The 22092-nt window shown below is 50.2% G+C and carries 20 protein-coding genes; 14 read left to right on the top strand and 6 right to left on the bottom strand.

From position 1 onward, the window contains the following. Window positions 1-84: 84 nt before the first annotated feature. From BZG83_RS09985 to BZG83_RS09975, 3 genes are read right to left on the bottom strand one after another with little or no spacing between them, the layout of a single operon-like run. Window positions 85-1551, bottom strand: coding sequence for a lactate dehydrogenase (locus tag BZG83_RS09985; protein ID WP_077480350.1), 1467 nt, complete (start codon window positions 1549-1551; stop codon window positions 85-87). Window positions 1552-1569: 18 nt separating this feature from the next. After that, window positions 1570-2280, bottom strand: a complete 711-nt coding sequence (deoD, locus tag BZG83_RS09980; protein WP_069586729.1) for a purine-nucleoside phosphorylase — start codon at window positions 2278-2280, stop codon at window positions 1570-1572. A 22-nt stretch (window positions 2281-2302) separates the two neighbouring features. Next, a complete protein-coding gene (locus tag BZG83_RS09975; protein ID WP_069586728.1) occupies window positions 2303-2473 on the bottom strand; it encodes a XapX domain-containing protein in 171 nt (56 codons plus the stop codon). 517 nt (window positions 2474-2990) lie between these two features. Between BZG83_RS09975 and BZG83_RS09970 the strand changes: the two genes are divergently transcribed. The 4 genes from BZG83_RS09970 to BZG83_RS09955 all read left to right on the top strand — a co-directional run bounded on the left by BZG83_RS09970 (window position 2991) and on the right by BZG83_RS09955 (window position 6666). Continuing rightward, window positions 2991-3905 carry a siderophore ABC transporter substrate-binding protein gene (locus BZG83_RS09970; RefSeq protein WP_205907452.1) on the top strand — a complete coding sequence of 305 codons (915 nt, stop codon included), beginning with the start codon at window positions 2991-2993 and terminating at the stop codon, window positions 3903-3905. 79 nt (window positions 3906-3984) lie between these two features. Further along, entirely contained in the window at window positions 3985-4932 is a 948-nt protein-coding gene (locus tag BZG83_RS09965) for an ABC transporter permease (protein WP_069586726.1), read from the top strand. Next, complete coding sequence (locus tag BZG83_RS09960; RefSeq protein ID WP_077480346.1) at window positions 4925-5872, top strand: iron chelate uptake ABC transporter family permease subunit; 948 nt, start codon at window positions 4925-4927, stop codon at window positions 5870-5872. Before BZG83_RS09965 ends, BZG83_RS09960 begins: the two co-directional genes overlap by 8 nt. Window positions 5873-5877: 5 nt before the next feature. After that, a complete protein-coding gene (locus BZG83_RS09955; RefSeq protein WP_077480345.1) occupies window positions 5878-6666 on the top strand; it encodes an iron ABC transporter ATP-binding protein in 789 nt (262 codons plus the stop codon). A 41-nt stretch (window positions 6667-6707) separates the two neighbouring features. Here BZG83_RS09955 and yddG read toward each other — a convergent pair whose 3' ends face one another. Then, window positions 6708-7619: an aromatic amino acid DMT transporter YddG gene (gene yddG / locus BZG83_RS09950; RefSeq protein ID WP_077480344.1), complete on the bottom strand. Its 912-nt coding sequence runs from the start codon at window positions 7617-7619 to the stop codon at window positions 6708-6710. 60 nt (window positions 7620-7679) lie between these two features. Then, on the bottom strand, window positions 7680-11435 hold the full coding sequence (locus BZG83_RS09945) for an EAL domain-containing protein (RefSeq protein ID WP_077480343.1): 3756 nt from the start codon (window positions 11433-11435) through the stop codon (window positions 7680-7682). A gap of 278 nt (window positions 11436-11713) precedes the next feature. On the opposite strand from BZG83_RS09945, the gene BZG83_RS09940 reads away from it, so the two are divergent. The 6 genes from BZG83_RS09940 (at window position 11714) to BZG83_RS09915 (ending at window position 17246) form a co-directional block, all read left to right on the top strand. Next, window positions 11714-13312: a methyl-accepting chemotaxis protein gene (locus BZG83_RS09940; RefSeq protein WP_077480342.1), complete on the top strand. Its 1599-nt coding sequence runs from the start codon at window positions 11714-11716 to the stop codon at window positions 13310-13312. 16 nt (window positions 13313-13328) lie between these two features. Then, on the top strand, window positions 13329-14075 hold the full coding sequence (locus tag BZG83_RS09935) for an SDR family oxidoreductase (RefSeq protein ID WP_077480341.1): 747 nt from the start codon (window positions 13329-13331) through the stop codon (window positions 14073-14075). A 72-nt stretch (window positions 14076-14147) separates the two neighbouring features. Next, entirely contained in the window at window positions 14148-14744 is a 597-nt protein-coding gene (locus BZG83_RS09930; RefSeq protein ID WP_077480340.1) for a DedA family protein, read from the top strand. Further along, window positions 14731-15843 carry a hypothetical protein gene (locus BZG83_RS09925; protein WP_077480339.1) on the top strand — a complete coding sequence of 371 codons (1113 nt, stop codon included), beginning with the start codon at window positions 14731-14733 and terminating at the stop codon, window positions 15841-15843. The genes BZG83_RS09930 and BZG83_RS09925 overlap by 14 nt, the downstream gene beginning before the upstream one ends. Before the next feature lie 90 nt (window positions 15844-15933). Beyond that, window positions 15934-16482 (top strand): hypothetical protein, encoded by a 549-nt coding sequence (locus tag BZG83_RS09920; protein WP_077480338.1) that lies wholly within the window; start codon window positions 15934-15936, stop codon window positions 16480-16482. Continuing rightward, window positions 16470-17246 (top strand): NRDE family protein, encoded by a 777-nt coding sequence (locus BZG83_RS09915; RefSeq protein ID WP_077480337.1) that lies wholly within the window; start codon window positions 16470-16472, stop codon window positions 17244-17246. The genes BZG83_RS09920 and BZG83_RS09915 overlap by 13 nt, the downstream gene beginning before the upstream one ends. Here BZG83_RS09915 and BZG83_RS09910 read toward each other — a convergent pair. Then, window positions 17214-17723, bottom strand: a complete 510-nt coding sequence (locus BZG83_RS09910) for an outer membrane beta-barrel protein (protein ID WP_077480336.1) — start codon at window positions 17721-17723, stop codon at window positions 17214-17216. The two genes, BZG83_RS09915 and BZG83_RS09910, sit on opposite strands and share 33 nt — an antisense overlap. Window positions 17724-17947: 224 nt before the next feature. On the opposite strand from BZG83_RS09910, the gene BZG83_RS09905 reads away from it, so the two are divergent. From BZG83_RS09905 to BZG83_RS09890, 4 genes are all read left to right on the top strand, one after another. Next, the gene (locus BZG83_RS09905) at window positions 17948-18535 is read left to right on the top strand and encodes a nucleoside triphosphate pyrophosphohydrolase family protein (protein ID WP_077480335.1); all 588 of its coding nucleotides are present in this window, start codon (window positions 17948-17950) and stop codon (window positions 18533-18535) included. Between the two features lie 325 nt (window positions 18536-18860). Next, window positions 18861-19634: an enoyl-ACP reductase FabI gene (gene fabI, locus BZG83_RS09900; RefSeq protein ID WP_077480334.1), complete on the top strand. Its 774-nt coding sequence runs from the start codon at window positions 18861-18863 to the stop codon at window positions 19632-19634. Between the two features lie 46 nt (window positions 19635-19680). Continuing rightward, entirely contained in the window at window positions 19681-21099 is a 1419-nt protein-coding gene (locus BZG83_RS09895) for a bifunctional enoyl-CoA hydratase/phosphate acetyltransferase (protein ID WP_077480333.1), read from the top strand. An 8-nt stretch (window positions 21100-21107) separates the two neighbouring features. Next, a partial coding sequence (locus BZG83_RS09890; protein ID WP_077480332.1) for an acetate/propionate family kinase occupies window positions 21108-22092 on the top strand: 985 nt, incomplete at its 3' end.

Here is a 22092-nt window from a genome sequence, read left to right as displayed (position 1 = left end):
TCACAGCCTTATTTAGGCAACAAAAAGCGATACGCGTCAAGTCACACAGTTCTATTTATCAAGGGAATGGAAAGGAAACCGCGGTTAAAGGAGCAAATCGGCCAACGTCAGCGGTCGGTCGGTCAAACCAAGGTGCTGAGCCGGTGTTTGATGCTGCTTGTCTTGCCAACACAAATTGTGCCACGCGCGGTAAATATCAAGCAGGGGAAGTAGGCCGCCGGGACGTAAACGTCGACGAGGCTCATTGACTAACAGCGCAAATTGCTGATGAAAATGTTGCTGATATTTCTTCAATGTATCGCAGCTAGCATGGGTTAACCAGTAGGCTTCTTTACCTTTTGCTTGGCCATGATCGCAAATGGCTTTTGTGCCTTCACCACTGCGCGTAAACGCCCAGCGATCGCGCCACCAACTGAGTAATACGATATCGATTTTCTCAGGCTCTGCACCGGGTTGCCAGTATGCGTCCTGTTCAACGTATACATGACTGACACGTTTATCCCGAATGTCAGCTTCAAAGACTGATAAGCAGGCGGAGCGGAGCAAAGGCTCTTGCGGTGAAAACACCACAATGTTTTGCCAATGCGCCAATAATGGCTTGAGGTTTAGGTAGTGGGCATAGGTTGTGTACTGTGGACGTATCAAGGTGCCACGGTTGGGATAGATAAAATGTAGTGGCTGGGTATACGGGTCTTCCACATTCGAGCGGGCGAAAACCGCGCGATATTTTGCATCCACGCGACCGAGTAATCCCTCGGGTGTCGCGAGTATTTCGCTTCGGTCGACATCAGGCGCACTGGCGATAAATCGACAATGATCTTGATAGGGATCGTGCTGAGCATTGACCACTGGGTGATCGTACGAATGATAATTCACGTCTTGCAGCAACACATAACCGCTATGTGCTTCCCCCGTAGCGAGCCATTGCACGCCATTTTGACTGTGTGGCTGCAAGGGCGCGTGTACGCTGGCAAGATGGCCTTGGGTGGTTTCGCCTAAAAAGCGCGTATCATAAGCTGCAAGTTTTTGCCGACAGCGAGCGGCGATATGGTTGAGATGATCGTAAAAGGTTTTGGGGTTTAGCGTTAGACGGCGGCAAATCTCTCGCACCGTGTGGCCTGTGAAAAGGTAAGCCAACAACTTTTGCTGTAACTCACTTTTTTTATTCACCCCCGACCAGCGATCGACGAAGGTGCTTTGACACCCTTTACAGCGATAGCGTTGTTTATCACCGCTGTAGCCAAACGCATGGTAGCAGGCTCGGTGGGTGAGTACGGGTTTGCCCAGGTGCTCGCAATCTGGGTTGGTGCAGGCGCATAAACCATCGGCATGCAGTTGGCGCTGAGTGATCAGCTCTGCATGCACTTGATGGTTGTTAAGCAATGGAGGAAACGCACCACACTCGCGGCATACCAAGGTTGGGCGTGCCGGATTGGTGTGCTGAACCAAGTAATGCTGCTCATCAGTGGACCCAAAATTTGGGCAAGTGAGCGTTTTACAAAAGTTCAGCTGCAAGTCACCGGCAGCTGGGGGCAGTTTGCCGCTAGACACGTTTCCTCCGATCAACACTTACAGGTTGATCGCTGTTTCAAGCGATACAGTCATCATTTCGTTAAATGATTTCTGACGCTCGTCTGAGCTCAAGGCTTCACCACGGATGATGTGGTCAGACACAGTCAAAATGGTCAGTGCGCGCGCGCCCAGCTCAGCGGCCACACCGTAGATGCCTGCCGCTTCCATATCAACCGCAAGGATGCCAAGCTTGTCCATGGTGTTGAACAGATCCGCTTCTGGGCTGTAGAACAAGTCCGCAGAGAAGACGTTACCCACACGAACAGAAACGTTTTGTTTACGCGCTTCACCCACGGCAGTTTCCAGTAGGTGGAAGTCAGAGATCGCAGCAAAATCGTGGTTCGCGAAACGCGTGCGGTTCACTTTAGAGTCGGTTGATGCACCTTGTGCAACAATCACATCCATCAGTTTTACATCGTCTTTCACAGCGCCACAGCTACCAACGCGAATGATATTCTTCACGCCGTAGTCTTTGATCAGCTCATGCACGTAGATTGAGCAAGATGGAATACCCATACCGTGGCCCATCACTGACACTTTTTTCCCTTTGTAGGTGCCGGTGTAGCCAAACATGTTACGTACGTCAGTGACACGCTCTGCGTTTTCCAAGAAGTTCTCGGCAATGTATTGCGCACGAAGTGGATCACCTGGCATCAGGACGGTTTCAGCAAAGGCGCCATCTGCGGCATTGATATGTGGGGTAGCCATAATGTGCTCCAATTATCTTAAGTTAAGAGAAAAAGCGTTCGATCACGGCCTGATAGGCCATGCCGCCAAGGTAGATACCAACAATGCCCATGATCCCCGATAGTACTGGGGGAGCAGGCAGTGGTAGCTTGATCGCGCTGAAGAAAAAGCCAACGATGGCACCAGCGACGACCGCAAGTAAAATCTCGTTCATTGTAACCCTCAAACAACTTATTAGATGCAGTCAAACTCATGTCGGTGCCGATTTTGCGACAGTTCTAACTGTCTTTATTGTCTTTGCTCTAGCGCCGGATGAGATGGACTCAGTGTATGTAACAACGCCCTAGTAACGCGCGATCCCGATCACAACTATCTGCATATTACCGCGAATACCCCCTAATGGTTACCAAATATGTTGATAGTGTCGATGCAATCGCTTGCTTTTTGGTCATTCAGAGCATGGCGTGTGATCACGTAGGCATTTTCGATGGTGTGTGAGGGGATAGTGGCGCAAACAAAAACAGTTCTTTTGCGCCAGATCAAGGTAGGCATCAGCCTTCACTGAGTCACTTTTGCTGTTGATCGCTGCTCGGATAGCAAACACAGATTGATGTCTCTTATCTTGCGCAATATCAATATAATTATAAATATGAACGATTCTCACTTCTATTCGTGACTTCGTTTTTTAATTGCGCTAGCATGCTGCCATCAACCTTGATGAGGAACTAGCGATGCGAGCTTTTCGTTCAATTTTTCAACTTGTTATCTTAACGACATCTTTACTATTTGGTAGCCAAGTCGCGGCAAAAACCATTGAGCATGCGATGGGAACAATCGAGATAGATGGTGTGCCACAACGTGTGGTCGTGTTGGGCCAAGGTAGCTTAGACGTGTTAGATCGTATTGGTGTTGAGCCTGTGGGTGTGGTCAAGTCWCTGATGCCCGACTATCTTGCGGACAAGTACCAAGATGAAAAGTACGTCGCCGTGGGTACGGTAAAAGAGCCGGACTATGAGGCTATTTTCATGGCCAAGCCGGACCTGATTATTGCTGAAGCACGTATGGCCTCCCTGATGAAAGAGTTGGAAGAAATCGCCCCGACGATTATGTTCCAAGCAGACTACAACCAATACTGGCAGAGCGTGCAGAAAAACTGGCGTATGCTAGGTCAAGTCTTCGACAAACAAGACAAAGTGGAAGCAATCATCGCAAAGATGGATGCCAAAATTGCTAGCACACGTAACAAAGCCGCTGCGGATAACTTTAATGCGTTGATGGTGATGAGCAACGGTAGCAAAGTGGCAATGTTCGGCGAGAAAAGCCGCTTTGGTATGGTGTTTGATGAGCTCGGCCTAAAACCTGCGAAAAGCGACGATGTAGAGGTCGCCGGCTCTCATGGCAACTTGATTTCTTTCGAGTATATTGCCGATGCCAATCCGGATGTACTGCTCGTGCTAGACCGTGAGCAAGCCATCGGGGAAGGTGTAGGAAAAGCGAAAGCGCGCTTTGATAATCCACTCGTTAACAAAACGCCAGCCCACCAGAATAATCGCATTAGCTATCTAGACCCAACGGCGTGGTACATCACCATGGCGGGCATGACGGCGATGGATAAGATGATCGACGATGTAAATCGCGTTCTCTAACCGCTAAATAACTGGCTAATATTGACCCGGGCATTCCCCGGGTCTTTGTGATTGTAAGCGTCTCAACGGTAGTTGTGTTGTGAAATACCTTTCTATACCCGTCCTCGTGATTCTTGCGCTGTTATCGATTTCGATAGGGGTGGCGCACGTATCGATTGAAAATCTACTCGCAGGCGATGCGCAAGCGTGGACCATTTTTACCACCAGTCGAATTCCGCGATTATTGGCCATCTGTTTGGCGGGTGCCGGCCTCAGTGTTGCCGGCTTAATCATGCAGCAGATTTGTCAAAACCGATTTGCCTCACCTGATACCACCGGCACCATTGATTGTGCGTTGCTGGGTTATGTGTTGACGCTGGTGGTATTTGCCGGCGCGAGCCAGTGGCTGGACTTGGCCATGATTGTCGGGACCGCCATGGCGGGCACATGGTTATTCGTTCGTTTTCTGCAGCGCCTCAAATTTAAAAATACGGTACTGGTGCCACTGATTGGCATCATGTACGGCAACGTGGTGTCTTCGCTCACTCAGTTTCTTGCTTACAAATACGACCTGATTCAGACCTTGCAGGCGTGGACGGTCGCTAACTTTTCCTCCGTGCTGTCGGGTAACTACGAAATCTTATTTGTCGCTGTGCCTGTTTGTGCCATTGCTTACGCCTATGCCAGCCAATTCAGCGCCGCCAGTATTGGCGAAAGCTTCGCTAAAAATATTGGCTTGGACTACCAAAAAGTGGTGTTGTTTGGCGTGATGGTCGTAGCGCTTTTGTCTTCGGCTGTGGTGATGATTGTCGGGGTGATCCCTTTCTTGGGTCTGATTGTTCCCAACGTGGTGTCCTTATTTATGGGCGATAACATTAAACGCAACCTGCCATGGACTGCATTCTGGGGCGTTGTGCTGGTGTTGAGCTGTGACATTTTAGGTCGAGTGTTGATTTTCCCTTACGAAGTGCCGATCGCGATGATCATTTCCATCCTTGGGGGCGCGGTCTTTATTTATTTAGTCATGAGGGATAAAGCCAATGCGTGATGTGGTTAAACTCTCTCTTGTTCTTCTTGGTGCCTTGGCCGTCGCTGGATACTTTTTGGGTCATGGCCTTACTGCGGATAACTACGCTTATTTTCTTTCGCGTCGTACCCCGAAAGTATTGGCGATCGCCCTCGCAGCAGTGGCTATTTCGGCGTCATCGTTAGTGTTCCAAACCATTACCAATAATCGCATTCTTACACCGTCGATTCTTGGCTTCGATAGCTTGTACATGTTGTTGCAAACAACCTTATTGGTGGTGTTTGGCGCATCCAGCGTATTGCTGATTAATCCGTACTTAAATTTTGTGGTATGCGTGATCTTAATGACGATTAGCGCCACGGTTTTATTTACGCTGTATTTTCGACGCCGACGCGCGAACATTTACACCTTACTCTTGATTGGTATCGTGCTGGGGAGTGTGTTTGGCAGCATCAGTCAGTTTTTTACTTTGCTGGTCGACCCGAGTGAGTTTGCGGTGCTGCAAGATGCGATGTTCGCAAGCTTTAACAATGCGAACCGTGATTTGGTGTATATGAGTGTTCCGGTGCTCGCATTGTGCTTGCTCGCGCTATATCGCTATGCCAATCAGTTGGATGTGTGCTGGCTAGGAGAAGACAACGCGATTAGTCTTGGCGTCGATATTCGTCGCCTTACCCTTAAAGTGATGATGATCATCGCGGTGATGATTGCAGTCTCAACCGCGCTTGTCGGCCCAGTGCTATTTTTTGGCTTGATTGTGGTTAGCCTTGCGCGACAAATGTTCATCAGCTATCAGCACCGTTTCTTGATTATCGCTACCAGTATTTTGGCCGTGTTCTTGTTGCTAACCGGTCAGTTTGTTGTTGAGCAGTGGTTTGGCTTTGAAACCACTGTCAGCGTCATTATCAACTTTGTTGGCGGGAGTTACTTCCTGTACCTGCTGACCAAAAATAAGTTTTAACCATTATGATTGAACTGATCGAACTCTCTAAATCCTATGGGCAAACCAAGGTAGTTGACCAAGCCAGCGTGCTGTTTCCACCGGGAAAAGTGACTGCAATCATAGGGCCCAATGGCGCTGGGAAAAGTACCTTGTTATCGATGGCAAGTCGGTTGACTGACAGTGATGCGGGGCAGGTTTTAATTGGTGAGAAGCCGTTGGCCGAGTGGAGCAATGAATCATTGGCGAAACGTCTTGCGGTGTTGCGCCAGTCCAATAATATCAATATGCGCTTTCGTATTCGTGAATTGGTCGCGTTTGGTCGTTTTCCTCACTCAAAAGGCCGTTTAAGTGACGACGATAATCGGATCATCGATGATGCTATCGCGCAGCTTGGTTTGGAGGAGCTTCAAGACCGCTTTATCGATGAGCTGAGTGGGGGCCAGCGCCAGATGGCCTTCATTGCGATGGTTGTAGCGCAAAATACTGACTACATCTTTTTGGATGAGCCGTTAAATAACCTCGATATTCGCCACTCTGTCGCCATTATGCAGACGGTTCGTGACTTGGCACATCGCCATAATAAAGCCGTGGTGGTGGTGATGCATGACATCAACTTTAGCGCCTGTTACGCCGACAATATGGTCGCGATGAAAAACGGCGAAGTGGTTGCCAGTGGTTCGGTGAACGAGGTGGTGACGAAGCCGGTGATGGAAAGCATTTATGAGATTGAATTTGATGTGAAAGACATCAATGGTCAACGTATTTGCCTTTATTACGGCGCCCCGACACCGGCGTTGGCGCTGGCTCAGTAAACGGTCTCCAGTCACGAACGCGACTGGAGACTACCGTGTGACTAGTGCGATTTTGCGGTACTCGGTGTGTTGTGGCTGGTTGGTGCACGAGTCAGCCACCAACTGGCCAGTGAGCCGAGTGTCACCATCGTCACGCCTTGCCAGAAGGTGAGCGTTAGTTCGGTCGACAAAAGAATGGCGGACAAAAATGTCGATAAAATCGGGATGAAATAAGACAAGGTCGCCAAAAACACCAAGTTGCCTTTAAGGATGCCAAGGTTCCATAATCCGTAACCGCCCCCCATTGCCGCACCGGCTAATAGGACATAACCGACGTCTGACCAAGCAGCGGAAAATGCTGGCGCGTCGGAGAGCGCGAAACCGATCCAGAGTGTGATGGCGGTGGCGATAAAGAACCACGTGATGCCATTTTTTCCCTGCGCACTCATGCGAGTCAGATTACAGTATATGGCCCAAATGATGGCACCACTGAACGCCAGTGTGTAGCTCAATGGATTAGAGTGAATATTGGCGACTAAATGTTGCCAAGACACCCCCTGTTTGCCACCGACGGTCCAAACGACGCCTAAAAAGGCGACCATCAAGGCAGGGTAAAGCCAAAGACTGACTTTTTGACGCGTGATGAGCACGGAAAAAAACACGGTTAGACATGGCCACAAATAGTTAATCACGCCCATTTCGATCGCTTGTGTCCGCGTATTGGCCCACGCTAACGACAACGAAAGGCATAATTCGTAGACCACGAATAACACGCCGCCAACAATCAAGTAGCGACGCGGAAAGTCACTGAGTTTAGGTGTCCCGACAAAAAGTACTAAGCAGAGCGCTGCGATAGAGTAAATAGCAGCAGCGCCACCCAAAGGGCCAAGCAGTTCGGTCACGTGGCGAATCAGGGCGACATTGCTGCTCCACAGTAGGWTCGCGCCACACCCCGCAAGCGTGTATTGATTCATAACAGGCAGTCCAAGCAAAAACGCTTAAATTGCCTATCTTTTCGGCATCACGCAACCCCATCAAACATCTTTTTGTTTCTGCAATGCTTGTTTGGCAAGTAATGTATCGAGTGGCGTAGGGTGATCGATTAAGAATCCCTGAACATAATCGATGCCAATGTCTTTGACCAAGGCGAGTTTTTCTTCATCAGAGACCCATTCAGCCACGGTTTTAYATTGCATCGTCTTACAGATACTGACGATAGATTCGATAATCACGCGATCAATTCTATTTTCCTTGTCGGCCAAATTTGCCACAAATTGGCCATCAACTTTGACCACATCGACGTTAAACAGTTTGAGATAGTGGAAGGAGCATAGTCCTGATCCGAAATCGTCAAGCGCCACATGGGCGCCATAGGCACGTAGCTCGTCAACGAAAGAAATCGCAGAGTTAAGGTGGCTGATCAGCGCCGATTCCGTGATCTCAAAACATAGCCTATCGGTGGGGAAGATGGACTCGGCGACCAATTGCTTGAGTCGGGCTTGGAAATTGGGGTCACTGATCGAATGGGCAGACAGGTTGATATTGAATCTTAGCCCAGAATCTGCGAGCTCTTTTGCGCGAGTAGTCAGGACATAATTCGCTACCCATTCATCAATCTCGCGAATATGGCCAAAGGCTTCTGCGGCGGGAATAAATTCCCCAGGGCTGACGATGCTACCATCGGTATCCACCATACGGACCAGTAACTCGTACCAGTGTTCGACTGTTGGCCCTTCAACGGGAGCAACTTGCTGGCCATAGAGTGTAAATCGGTCTTCCGCTAACGCTCGGGTAATTTTACCGACCATTTGCATATCATTATGTCGCCCTTGTGCTGAGCCTGAAATATCATCGTACTCCACGATCTGGCCGCGGCCTGCGGATTTGGCTGAATACATCGCCACATCCGCGCGACTCATCAAATCAGAAAGGGACAATGCATTATCGGTGACATTGACAAGTCCAACGCTGGCACTGATAGAGAAAATACGCTCCCCATATGGGAAGGATAATTGTTCTAAGCGATGGATAAGCGCCTTGATCGTGCGTTTAGCATCATGCATATTGCAATTGGTCAGCAGTATCGCAAACTCATCCCCGCCTAGCCGTGCGACCGCATCGTCACTACGAATATTATCGGCTAAGGCTTGGGAGACTTGGCACAGCACTTCGTCTCCCGCGTGGTGGCCCACCGAGTCATTAATAATTTTAAATAAATCGAGATCGATAAACGCCAAGACAGAGGGTATGTTCAGCGTTCTCGCCTGCACCAGATGCTGTTCCATCATGGTTTCAAATGCGCGTCGATTGGGTAGTTGGGTTAAAGGATCGTGGTTGGCATTGTAATCGAGCTGTGCCATTAAGGCGTGCTGCTCTGACACATCTCGCAATACCACCACATAACCTCGATGTGATTGTTGCTCGTTATCACCTAACAAGGGTGAGATGGCGACAGAAATATACACTTGTTTGGTATCATTGAGCACGAGTCGGTAGGCATCTTGAATATGGGTTTCGAAATGCGTTTTGAGCTGTTGTTCACTAAGGTACGATAAGCGAACGGGCTCTCCATGATGGAAAAGATAAAACACATCATCGACCGATTGGCCAATCGGAGCTTGCTCACGATAATTGGCAAGTTTTAGGGCGGTATTATTGAGATAGACCACATGCCCTTTCTCATCCATTGTGATCACGCCATCGTTGATGGAGTTCATCACCACATTGAGTTGTTCACGCTCGGTGGCAAGCGTGGCGTTCAGTTCATTAATTTCGGTATTATCCCAATTGGCACCAATCATGCGGATGGGCTGGCCGTTATCATCAAATTGCGTCGTCGCTAAGGCACGCAAATACCGCGTGTGCCCTTGCCGATCGATGATACGAAATTGCGTATCAAGCTGTGCCAGATTGGCTAAGGCTTGCGCGAGTTCATCCTGAACGCGTGGCAAGTCGTCACCATGCATATGTTGTTGCCAGGTAGCGAGTGTTTCACAGCCGGCGCCTGTCGCAATGTCGTAGAGCTGATACATTTGTGAATCCCACTCGAGGCGGTCTTCTTGTACGTGATATTCCCAAATCCCGATGTTGGCTGCTTGTGTGGCGGCTTCTAGCCGTCGTCTTAGCGTATCGTTTTGCACATTTGCTAAGTACTGTTCGGTAATATCAATTGCAGTGCTGAGTACGGTTTGAGGATCATCGTCTTGGCGCGCGGATGATTGGCGAAGGTAACGATACTCACCTGATGCATTTTGAAAGCGGAATACTTCAATAACACGCTCGGTATGCCCATCAACAAGCAGCTTCATAGCTTGTTCAAGTGCAGGGCGGTCTTCGGGATGAATGCGTGCGAGCCAAGCGGGATAGGTGCGAATTTTCTTGGCTTGGATGCCGAGCAATGGGGCAGACCAATCAGAAAAGATCAGTAAGCCAGTTTGGGTGTTTAATTCGAACACCGCGAGTTTGTTGATATCAAGTGCAAACCGCCAGCGCGCAAGCCAACGTTTTTGTTCGCGCTGTGCTGCTTTCAGTTGGTTGATGTCTTCCACTTGGCTGATCAGGTGGGTAACGTGTCCGGCGTGTTTGTCACGCACTGCAGTGACAGAGAGCCGCCCCCAAACAACATAGCCATCGCTGCGGACAAAGCGCTTCTCCATCCGTTTGTTGTCAATGTTTCCAATGATCAGCTCGTTTAAATAGGCTTTCAACTCATCTTGATCTTCCTCTCGGGTAAAGCGAGAAACATGGACGCCGCGCAGTTTGGGCTGTCGGTAGCCCCAAAAGGTTGCAAGGCTCTGGTTGATATCTTGGATATAGCCGCGAGAGTCGAGAATCGCCATCCCAATTAATGAATTGTGCATGGCCTGAGTCAATAAGGAGTGTTGCTGAGTATGTTGGCGTTGATGCTGGCGATAGCTATAAGCCAGTTGTGTCATGCATACCCCAATAACGAGCGTGCTCGCAGCAGTGGCCAGCATGGGGATGGAGGCTTGGTAGCTACTTTCTAGGTGAAAGGTCAATACCCCCATTGCACTCAGCACGTCAAAGCTTAATACCGCCAACGCGATCGTACTCAGGCCAATCAAGCGGCTTTGTAAGGTGGCGGCGAGGAAAAAGAGCCCAGTCAATGCGATAAATGGATAAGGAATAGCGTAGAGCACCGCAGTGATCAGTGCGAATAAGGCCACACAGCTGGCTAATAAATAGCTGGGAGATGTGTGAACAATCAGTGCATTTTGTCGTTTAGAACGGCGTTCGGCATTGATCACTAACAAGAGTGGAAAGAGGGCAACAAAGCCGATCAATTCKCTTAGATACCAGCGTCCTAGGGCGTAGTCGACATGCATCGCGTCGTGAAAGGAGAGTACGCTGGCACCTAAAACCGCACCGAGCAATGGTGACAGCACGATAGTGGGCCCGATACCGCGAATAAACGGCCACATACCTTCCAAGGCATTGCCAAAACGCACCCGCATGGTGCGGTATAGAAAACACCCCAACAAGGCAGTCGAGCCGTTGACCAAGGCCAGACTAACACTCAGTGAAGGGGGGATGCCCATTAAGGTATCGGCATAATAGATGCCAACAACGAAGCCAAGCAGACCAATCGGCCACGCATAGCGAGGATAGCAGGTGAGCACAAAAGCACCGGCTGCGGAGGCGTACCAGATGATGGCGAATTGCTCGCTGTCGGGGAGGACGGCAAGTGAAAACCACACGAGGGTAAAGCCAGTGACTGCAAGCGCCAAAAATGCATGGGTGGAATGACGTACTCGCCGACTAAAAATCATGAGTCTCTCGTTAATAACAACAACCTATGGTCAGCTTAGACCACTTTTACGTGATTAAGATGGGAACACAAGGTTTTTACAACTGTGTGAGGGCTCAGTTATTTTTGGCCTATACGGCTTTGGTCTAAATTTGATCTCATTCACCGAATTTGCCAAAAAAAGCATGTAATTAGTATGAAATTATGTACAAAAGTAAGGTGAGACATAGTCAGATGTTTTAGTTATGGCAACAGAATATAGCCACAGATGGCGAATGACTTAACAGGGATAGGTGACGAATGACAAACAAGGATACAGTTCCGCTGATAAAGATGATCGTCCCGATGGCGATGATAACGGTGATCATTGCGTTTGGACTCTGGCTCACGGCGCCAATCTCCACCGCAATGATGCTCGTYGCCTTGGGGTTACAAACATTGCTCAGCATGCTGGTGGTTTGGTTGGAAAGACGGCATGGCCAAAAGGTAATGGATGATGAGAAAGAGCCTGAAACGCATGCCTTACCGGTGGAAACCGTCGGACGTTTAGCCAATCGTGCCACGACCAATGCGATGGCAGCGGCGGAAGTGTCGCATTCGGTTGATATTCTCAATACCCGCCTTGCAGAGCAGTACGCGGCTGTGGTGGAAATTACTGATACAGCACAGCATATCGAGCAAACCTTAGCACAAAATTGCCAAGCGCAAACCGATGCGGTGGAACAAGTTAGCGCAATGCGTGAGCAAAGCGTGCAGGGATACCATCAGTTGAGCGCGTCGATTGATGAAATGCGCCAAATCAACCAAAAAACAGCGACCACACTTACTCGCATTCAAGCGTTAGATGCCAACGTGAATAAGGTCAGTGATGTCGCCAACGTTATTGATGCAATTGCAGAGCAGACCAATCTGTTGGCGCTCAATGCGGCTATTGAAGCCGCACGTGCCGGCGAGCAGGGGCGAGGCTTTGCCGTAGTCGCCGATGAGGTCCGCCAACTTGCGCAACGAACTTCTGAAAGTACTACGGAAGTTGCAAGTATCATTCGTCAGATCATGACAGAATCTGGTGAGGTGATGGAGTATATTCAAGCGCTTTCAACAGATGTGGATACCGGAACCAGTAATGTCGAAAAGGTGGGTCAGCTATTACAGCAGCTTTCTAGCAGTGCCGATACCGTAGAAGGGGCGGTAAAACAAATTGCTGAGGGGGCGAGCACTAACAGTGCTAGCTTAGAGCAAATCGCTGCATCACTCACGCAAGTGCGAAGCGGATTGGAGAGTAGTGATCAGCAAGTGAGTGCATTGACCAAAGAAGCGGAGAGCTTGATGGATACTGCCGAGATGACCAATGCAGTATTTGCAGAACTATCGGATGCCAGCCCTCACCAGCGTTTCTTTGCTGCCGCCTGTGCGTGTCGTGATCGTATTCAAGAGGCCTTTGAGGAGGCGGTTCGCAGTGGCACGATTAGCCAATCCGATCTGTTTGACCGTCAGTATCAACCCATTGCCAATACGGATCCGCAAAAATATACCACGCGTTTTGATGCCTTTTGTGATCGCCTCTTACCCCCCATTCAAGAGCCGATTTTAGAGCAAGATGACCACATTGTTTATGTGATTGCGAATGATACCAATGGCTATGTACCTACACATAATCAGCGATTTTGTCAGCCTCTTACCGGTGATTATGCGCAAGATATCGCCGGTAACCGTACAAAACGCTTATTTGATGACCGAACAGGTAGGCGTTGTGGGCAACATACTGATACCATGCTGTTGCAGACCTATAAACGTGACACAGGTGAAGTGATGCATGACTTGTCTGTTCCTCTTTTTGTCGGTGGTCGACACTGGGGAGCGGTGAGAATGGGGTATCATCCGCCTGTGTCTGCGGATTAAGCGAAAAGGAGTAGCAATGAATCCAGTTGCGATTGTAACCGGGGCAAGTGGCGGCATCGGCCGAGAAACCGCAAAGTTGTTAGCACAGCGTGGCTATGCCATCTGTATTAACTATCTAAGCAACAGTGAATCCGCATTTGAGTTGGTTGATGAACTCCAAGCCATTGGTGTAAACGCAATTGCGGTTCAAGCCGATGTCTCGACCGAGGAAGGCGTAACACGTTTGTTCAGCGAAGCGGATAACCGCTTGGGTAATGTCACAGCGCTGGTCAATAACGCGGGTATTATGCAGCCTCAGTCTGCAGTCAGTGGGATGGATGCGGCGCGTATCAACGCGATGTTTCAGGCCAACGTGACCAGTGCGTTTTTGTGTTGCCGTGAAGCCGTCTTGCGTATGTCGCAATCGCGTGGTGGACGTGGCGGGGCGATTGTTAATGTATCGTCTGCTGCGGTAAAAACTGGCTCGCCAAACGAGTATGTTGATTACGCGGCGACGAAAGCTGCACTTGATACGTTAACCATTGGCTTGGCGAAAGAAGTTGGACGCGAAGGTATTCGTGTTAATGCTGTGCGCCCGGGCCCGATTGATACCAATATGCATGCCGCCGGCGGTGAGCCTGATCGCGTCGCCCGCGTCGCGGACAATATTCCATTGGGGCGAGGGGGCTCAACATTGGAAGTGGCCGAGATGATCGCTTGGCTGTTGTCGGACAGCGCCTCATACTCAACCGGCAGCCTCTTTGATGTTGCAGGCGGTATGTAATCACGTTTTTCTAATCATTTGTCGGCGAGTGTGGCTATCTGCTGTCTATGTTTAATAGAGAGGAGTTCGCCGATGATCGAGAGTTTGATACCCAGTTTGGCGACATGGTCGCCGCTGGGTTTATTTTTTCTTATTATTGCCACGTCATACTTACTAGAAGACGCTGCTATCGGGTTGGCGGCATATATTGCGGTACAGAGCTTGCTGCCGTGGCCGTCTGCGTTATTGGCAATCTTTATTGGCATTGCCAGCGGTGATATGGCTTTGTACTTACTGGGTCTTTACGCGCGGCGGTATCGAGGTATACGGGCTCGCTTACTGACGCAAAAAGGGGTAAGAAAGGCGCGCCATGCACTCCGCCGTCAACGGTTCCTCAACTTATTCCTAATCCGCTTTATCCCAGGTTTACGGACCGTCGCTTATAGCCTCAGTGGTTTCCTCTCCATTTCGGTAGGGATATTTGCCCTCGCGATTGGTGTGGCGACAGCGTGCTGGACCGGATTGATCTTCTGGGGAGCGTTTGAGATTGAGCATAATCCTTGGTTGGCAGAGCGGCAGCTGACTGGCTGGGCGTTTTTAGTCGCAGTCGTTGGACTGGTGCTGGTGAACCGATTTTTACGCCGCAGAGCATTGCCAAAATTAACAAAGAGGCAGTATGACCAAGCCTAAATCGGTACTGACCGGACAAACGGGTATGCCAGATTATCCTGTTGTACGCACGTCGGGGTGGTTTGAATTCTTACCCGCTTGGGCGTTTTATACCCCTGTCGTCGCGCAATCTATCGTACTTGCTGCCTACTACCGCAGTGTGACTGTCCCTTTATTGGCCAACCCCAGCATTTTTTTATCTGGCATGGTGGGGGAGGCGAAATCAGATATTTTTGCACTCGCAGGGGATGTGGCGCACCAATATATCGCCCCTTATGTGTGTTGGCAGAAGCCTGAAGGTGTGGATTCAACAAGTCTGTTGTCACTGCAGCACAAGCTGGCGCAACAAGCGATTAGTTTTCCATTGGTTGCTAAACCGGATAAAGGATGCCGAGGCGCCGGTGTGCAATACATCGATAGTGAGCGCAAACTGCATCGTTACATTGAGGCCTTCCCGACCCACCGTAAGATTATTTTTCAAGCGCTTGCCCCTTATCCTGCTGAGGCGGGGATTTTTTACCTGCGTTACCCCGGAGAAGCGACCGGTGAGATTATCTCTTTGGGGTTAAAGTATTTGCCGTCAGTGATAGGCGATGGGGTGTCTACGCTAAAAACGCTGATTGAACAGCATGCGGATATTGGTGCACGTGCCCACTTATACCATGCTCGTCATCAACACCGACTCGATACGGTGATCGCAAAGGGAGAGCGGGTGACCTTGGCATTTTCTGGTAGCCACTGTCGAGGTGCTTTATTTAAACAGGGCGCGCACTATGTGACACCTGAACTGCGGGCAAAGATGGACGAGATTGCCAACGACATTGATGGTTTTTACTTTGGCCGTTTTGATATCAAGTTTCGTGACATTTCGTCGCTAATGAAAGGAGAGACGTTGTGCATCGTGGAAATCAATGGTGCCAGTAGCGAGCCTGCGCATATCTGGGACAGTGACAGCAGTTATTGCGAAGCAGTACGTGCCTTGATGAGCCAGTATCGCCACCTTTACCGGATTGGCGCGGCGTGGCGGCGGCAAGGTTATACACCGCCCTCGTTACGGGTACTGCTGAATGCTTGGCACGAGGAACGACAATGGATGGCGCGCTATCCACAAACTGATTAAACGGCATGACTTCTGCTAGGTATGGATGGGATCAGGAAAGCGCAGGATGACAGGTCCCACTGACTGTCAAACTGTACTAAGGTGATGAGTATGCATTGTTCTCTTAACGAAGAAGATCGCGCCGTGATTCGCGGCAACTTAGACGTGATTGGCCAAGCGCAGAAGCTCCTCGAAAGCCTCTCAGATACCACGTACAGCCAAAAGAAGGCCGATGGCTTTACTAGCACCATTGGTCAGCATATGCGTCATGCGCTTGATGTGTATGTGGCACTCAAACAAGGGGAAGCGTGTGGTGAYATCGATGCCGATAGGCGTCGGCGTGGGCATCTGGTTGAGCACGACCGGCAGATGGCACGCAAAGAGTGGCAATGGCTTGCCGAGTGGTTACAGTCTCTCTCTCATCAACAACTGCATCGCCCCGTGCATATTTCTACCCAAGTGACCTTATATTCCACCAATACGGTGTGCCTTTCTACCACAGTGATGCGCGAGCTTATTGTGGTCGCCAGTCATGCCACGCATCATTTTGCTATGATCCGCAGTGCCGCCTATGAACTCGGCGAAGTCTTGGATGAACATATTGGTGTCGCGGCTGCGACCGCAAGCTACGAGCGAGATCAGCTTCGATGTGCACGCTAACTTGGCAGGCTTCACAGGATGGGATAGACCTGTTCTTCAATCGTGATGAAGCGCGAGGCCGTAGTCGTGCGCTACCGCCCAAGACCTATCAACTGGATCAGACTCAGGTATTGATGCCTATCGACCCAGACGGTATGGGGACATGGATTGCAGCCAACGAGTTTGGCGTGATTGTCTGTCTACTGAATGATTACCAGCATGCCCAAACGGTTGCGCCACGATTAAGCCGCGGGCAGTTGGTCAAAGCGTTAGCGGTTTGCACCGGTTTGGATGACATGGCGAACGCGCTGCCAATCGATGCGTTGTGCGACTTTGCTCCCTTTTTGCTGCTCGGTTTTGCAGTCGATGGCCTATCAGATAAGACAGACGGCTCGGAGGTTGTTCCTCGGGCTTGGCGATGGAACGGTCAGACGTTGCGGTGTGTTGACTGTCAGCCGCCGGTAGTTTCCTCTGCAATTGATATTGAAACCACTACCAACACGCGAACCTACTATTTAAGGCAAATGAGTGGCACAGTACCGACCCGACAGCAACTATTGGCGTATCAYCGCAGCCATTTTCCCGAGCGCGGTAGTACGTCAGTGTGCATGCACCGGGAGGATGCTAGCACAGTGAGTTTGACGCATGTACACATCGGCGCCGATGGTATCACCATGTATTACTACGACGGAGCGCCATGTCTAGTTGAGACACCGCAAGCGGCGTATCTACCGCTTGCGAGAAACTATGATTTAAAAGCCAATACTGGTACCGACGGTCACTGAACTGGTTTCAGCATCACCGCGGTCGGCATAGGTCAGTTCGAAGGCTAGCCCTGGCCCTGTGGTTGTATTGAGCTTGACCCCAACCGTTCCTGTCGCTCCCCAGCCAATGTCTTTTTCACTGCCAAACTCCGTGCGGTAGTAGTTGGCACCACCACGCAAATAGAAGCTGCCCATTTCGCCTGGTACGGTGAACTGGAGACTAAGAGGAATGTATGATGTCTTTAGTGTTCTCTCTATTCCATTACTGTCTTCAAAATCTGCGGTGGTTTGACCGTACCCGGTATACAAGCTGCTGTACTCCGTTAGTCTGAGCGTGCCGTTCGCTTCCCACGTATGGCCGGTTTCTGTCTGTCCTGCATATTTTACACTCGTCGTACTGGCACTCGCACCAATGCTAAGCGGAGAGGTTTGAGCGGTTGCGCTGGTTGCGAGCAGCGCGCTTGTGCATAGCACGGCAAGCGGCATCAGTTTTTTCATCGTCAGATCCTTTTAACAGGTTGCAAGCCTAAGCCTGATTGTCACCATTATAAGAAGCTAACGGCAATCGTATCGAAACCTTGAATGAATTTTGTGCGCTAGGTGAGGACGAACGTAAAGTTTCCGATCAAGCGATTTTATCCATCCGCAAGCAGTGCTATTGTATGGCCCCTTGTGTACGGGCATGGCTATCATGCGTATTTGTTTATCAAAGGGTCCGAGAAATGAAATTTGCTGTTCTTGATCAAGCGCTATACGACCACCTTTATCGTGATATCGAAGCGTTTCGTAACACGTTTGATCTTCCTTGTAACGATGCTGCGTCATTGGACGAGAAAGCGGACGATCTGCACACGGCGTTAGCGGTGGAAGAAATGACAGAGCTCGCGGAAGCAGACTCATTGGTTGAACAGGTAGATGCCATTGTTGATAGCGTGTATGTACTGATGGGCCGTGCAGTACAGATGGGCTCACGCGGATACCGTGACCAGTTAGAGGTGAGCTACCTCATTGATATATTATTGCAAATCGCTAATCGTCTCGGTATTGACTTTGTGACCTGTTGGGATGAAGTGCACAGCAGCAACATGAGTAAAGTCTGCCGTAACGAAGGTGAATTTGCAGATACCCAAGCATTTTATGCCAACAAAGGCATTGATGTGGTCGCCAGCCCTAAGGCCGATGGCATTATTGCCAAGTGTGCCAAAGATGTCACGGTCGAAGGTAAATTAATCCGTGAAGGTAAGGTCATGAAGTCGGTTTACTACCGTCCTGCCGATCTCGCTAAATGTGTGATAGCAGAACTAGCCTAAATTCTGTTAAGCAAATCCTTATTACGCCACCGCCTTGTCGGTGGCGTTTTTGTATTTAGTCCATGGTGTACCGCTGACCAGACTAGAGCATTGACTCTGTTTTGATGCGTGGTCGTTTGGGGTTGTCATCAAAAATTAGCAAACCTGTCTGCCTTTTTGGCGTAAAATGCGTCTTATTCTCTTCGTGACTTTTGCTACATCCGCTGATTTGGGTCTAAATTGAAAGCTTGCGACTGAGATAATATTTTTCAGTCCGTTTAGTGCAATCACTCAACACTAGGTGGGCACTAAACCAATCTTGCAACACAAAGGTAGGGAGAATGCTGTGACCAATCTATTCTCACTTGAAGGTAAAGTCGGCATTGTTGCTGGGCTTGCCAATGAGAACAGTATCGCGTTTGGCTGTGCAAAAGCATTACAGCAAGCTGGCGCAGAGGTGCTGGTGAGCTATGGTACACCGAAAGCGGAGCGTTTCGTTGAACCGTTACGCGGCGAGATGGGGGATCCGGAGTTGATGCTTTGTGACGTCCAAGACGATGACCAACTCGATGCCTTATTTGAGCGCGCTAAACAAAAATGGGGGCGGATAGATTTTGTGGTTCACTCTATCGCCTTCGCACCGCTCGAGGACTTACACGGTCGTGTGGTGGATTGCTCGCGCGATGGCTTTTCACTGGCAATGGATATTTCTTGTCACTCATTTATTCGGATGGCGAAGCGTGCGGAGCCTTTGATGTCAGAAGGCGGCGCACTCTTTAATATGTCCTACTATGGGGCCGATAAGGCGGTGGATAACTACAACATGATGGGGCCGGTAAAAGCTGCCTTAGAGTCTGCTACCCGCTATTTGGCGGCTGAGTTGGGGCCGCAGGGTATACGTGTCCACGCCATTTCACCGGGGCCGATTCGTACCCGTGCAGCATCTGGACTTAAAGAATTCGAGGCCTTAGCCGTCGACGGTGAAACGCGATCACCATTGCGTCGTTTAGCCACGGTGCAAGATGTAGGGAGTGCGGTGGTTTACCTTGCCTCAGATGCGGGACGTGCTTTGACCGGGCTCACCCATTACGTAGACGCCGGACACCACTTACGTTTTTAATTAGCGTTTACTACCCGACTGATTCGATTCATTGAAGGAGTCCACTATGACAGGGACACGTAACGAGGAGGTCATCGAGAATAAGACGTACGATGAGATTTCTGTAGGCGATGAAGCCTTTTTAGAAAAGCGCCTGACCATGGAAGACATTAAGCTGTTTGCCATCATGTCAGGGGATGTCAATCCGGCCCACGTGGATGATGATTTTGCCAAAAGTAGCCGCTTCCAAGAGATCATCGCTCATGGGATGTGGGGCGGGGCTCTGATCTCAACGGTGCTCGGCACACAGTTGCCGGGGCCGGGGACCGTATATCTTGGCCAAACGCTAGCCTTTAAGGCACCCGTGATGCTGGGAGACGTGCTGCGCGTTGCCGTTCGTGTTGATCAAATGGACGATAAACGTCACCACATTGTGTTCGCTTGCCGATGTGAAAACCAACGTGGTGATATAGTGATTGATGGCGAGGCACGTGTGCTTGCGCCCACAAAGAAGGTCCGGCGCCAGCGAGCTGTGCTCCCCGAAATCCGTTTAACGGAACGCGGACAACTGCACGCTATCTTAACCGCGGCAGATCATCCGGATCCTATGCGCACGGCCGTGGTTCACCCGGTGGATGACAGTGCTATCCGTGGCGCAGTGGCTTCGGCAAAACAGCAATTAATCATTCCTACCTTGGTGGGACCTCACGACAAAATCATGGCCGCCGCGGACAAAGCCGAGCTGGATATCAGTGAGTTTGACATTGTCGACGCACCGCACAGCCATGCAGCAGCTGAAAAAGCTGTTGCGATGGCACGCTCTGGTGAGATTGAAGCCTTAATGAAAGGCGCATTGCATACTGACGAGTTACTTCATGAAGTGGTCAAGCGTGAAGGTGGACTGAGAACAGAACGCTGCCTGAGTCATGTGATGGCATTTGATGTGCCGACCTACCCGCGCCCTCTCTTTATTACCGATGCGGCGATTAATATTTACCCAGGCCTTGCCCAAAAGCGAGATATTATTCAAAACGCGATTGAGCTAGCCCATGCGATTGGCAACACCAACCCCAAAGTGGCTATTCTCTCGGCGGTTGAAACCATCAATCCGWAAATTAATTCCACCCTGGACGCGGCGGCGCTGTGCAAGATGGCAGAGCGCGGCCAAATTATTGGGGGCGAATTAGACGGGCCGCTGGCGTTTGACAGTGCAGTGTCTGAAGTGTCCCGTGCGACCAAGAATATTCACTCCACCGTGGCAGGCTGTGCTGACATTCTCGTCGCACCCGACCTCGAAGCGGCCAATATGTTGATGAAACAGTTGAGCTATCTTGCTGATGCTACCGGCGCGGGTGTTGTCGTGGGCGCACGCGTGCCCATTATGCTCACCAGCCGTGCGGATGATGCACTCACCCGAATTGCATCAAGTGCGTTAGCTTTATTATTGGCTGAGCATCAAAGAAAGACATTACAGACCCGAGTCTAGGCGGTGCAATGGGTAAAATACTAGTGATTAATAGTGGCTCATCGAGCTTAAAGTTTGCATTGTTTGATACAGCGGGCCCCGTGGATTCGGGGCCCAGTTCATCGGTTCATGTTTTAGTGAAGGGGCAGTTTTCAGGGCTTGGGACCGATCGCTATGATGTATCCATGACCCGTCATAAGTCGGGGATCAGTGCGGTCTCCCCGGGCTCTGCGCCAGATCATCATGCTGCTGTCGCGTCGTTACTCATCTGGTTAGAGCGCCAAGGGCTGTTGGACGAGATTATCGCCGTTGGGCATCGAGTCGTGCATGGCGGTCAGCACTTCCATCAAGCGACTCAGCTGGATGAGCAAAAAGTGGCTTTGTTGGAAGCGTTAACGCCGCTTGCACCTTTGCATCAACCTTACAGCCTTGCCCCAATTAAGATACTTGGCGAGCGATTGCCTGATCTGGTGCAGATTGCGTGTTTTGATACGGCGTTTCATGCTCATCAGCCGCTCGAAGCAAAACAATTCGCTTTACCTTACGCGATGTTCGATCGAGGCTTTCAGCGTTACGGATTTCATGGCCTTTCTTACGACTATATCACGCGGCGCTTGCCAACCATTATCCCTGATTTTAACCATGACGCGCGTGTGGTTGTGGCGCATTTGGGGAATGGAGCGAGCTTATGTGCAATTCAAGCCGGAACTAGCCTTGCTTCTACCATGGGATTTACGGCGCTGGAAGGTTTACCGATGGGGACACGTTGCGGATCAATCGATGCGGGCTTGGTGCTACATTTGATTGCGCAAGAGGGAATGACGACTGACGAGGTGACGACGTTGCTCTACAAGGAATCAGGGCTTCTAGGCTTGTCTGGCATTAGCAGTGATATGCGTGCCTTGCTGAATAGTGACCGACCCAGAGCGCAGCAAGCGGTCACACATTATTGCTATCGTATTGCGCGTGAAATTGGCAGTTTATCGGCAGCGTTAGGTGGGTTAGATCATATTG

The organism is Salinivibrio sp. PR919 (genome assembly GCF_001995355.1).
Taxonomy (GTDB): Bacteria; Pseudomonadota; Gammaproteobacteria; order Enterobacterales; family Vibrionaceae; genus Salinivibrio; species Salinivibrio proteolyticus.
This window is presented reverse-complemented; position numbering and strand designations above follow the sequence as displayed.

Bases quoted from the DNA above. Each gene is read 5' to 3' on its own strand.
- BZG83_RS09975 (WP_069586728.1), bottom strand. From the start codon at position 2,473: ATGAACGAGATTTTACTTGCGGTCGTCGCTGGTGCCATCGTTGGCTTT.
- BZG83_RS09910 (WP_077480336.1), bottom strand. From the start codon at position 17,723: ATGAAAAAACTGATGCCGCTTGCCGTGCTATGCACAAGCGCGCTGCTC.
- BZG83_RS09960 (WP_077480346.1), top strand. From the start codon at position 4,925: ATGCGTGATGTGGTTAAACTCTCTCTTGTTCTTCTTGGTGCCTTGGCC.
- deoD (WP_069586729.1), bottom strand. From the start codon at position 2,280: ATGGCTACCCCACATATCAATGCCGCAGATGGCGCCTTTGCTGAAACC.
- BZG83_RS09905 (WP_077480335.1), top strand. From the start codon at position 17,948: ATGAAATTTGCTGTTCTTGATCAAGCGCTATACGACCACCTTTATCGT.
- BZG83_RS09955 (WP_077480345.1), top strand. From the start codon at position 5,878: ATGATTGAACTGATCGAACTCTCTAAATCCTATGGGCAAACCAAGGTA.
- BZG83_RS09935 (WP_077480341.1), top strand. From the start codon at position 13,329: ATGAATCCAGTTGCGATTGTAACCGGGGCAAGTGGCGGCATCGGCCGA.
- BZG83_RS09930 (WP_077480340.1), top strand. From the start codon at position 14,148: ATGATCGAGAGTTTGATACCCAGTTTGGCGACATGGTCGCCGCTGGGT.
- BZG83_RS09925 (WP_077480339.1), top strand. From the start codon at position 14,731: ATGACCAAGCCTAAATCGGTACTGACCGGACAAACGGGTATGCCAGAT.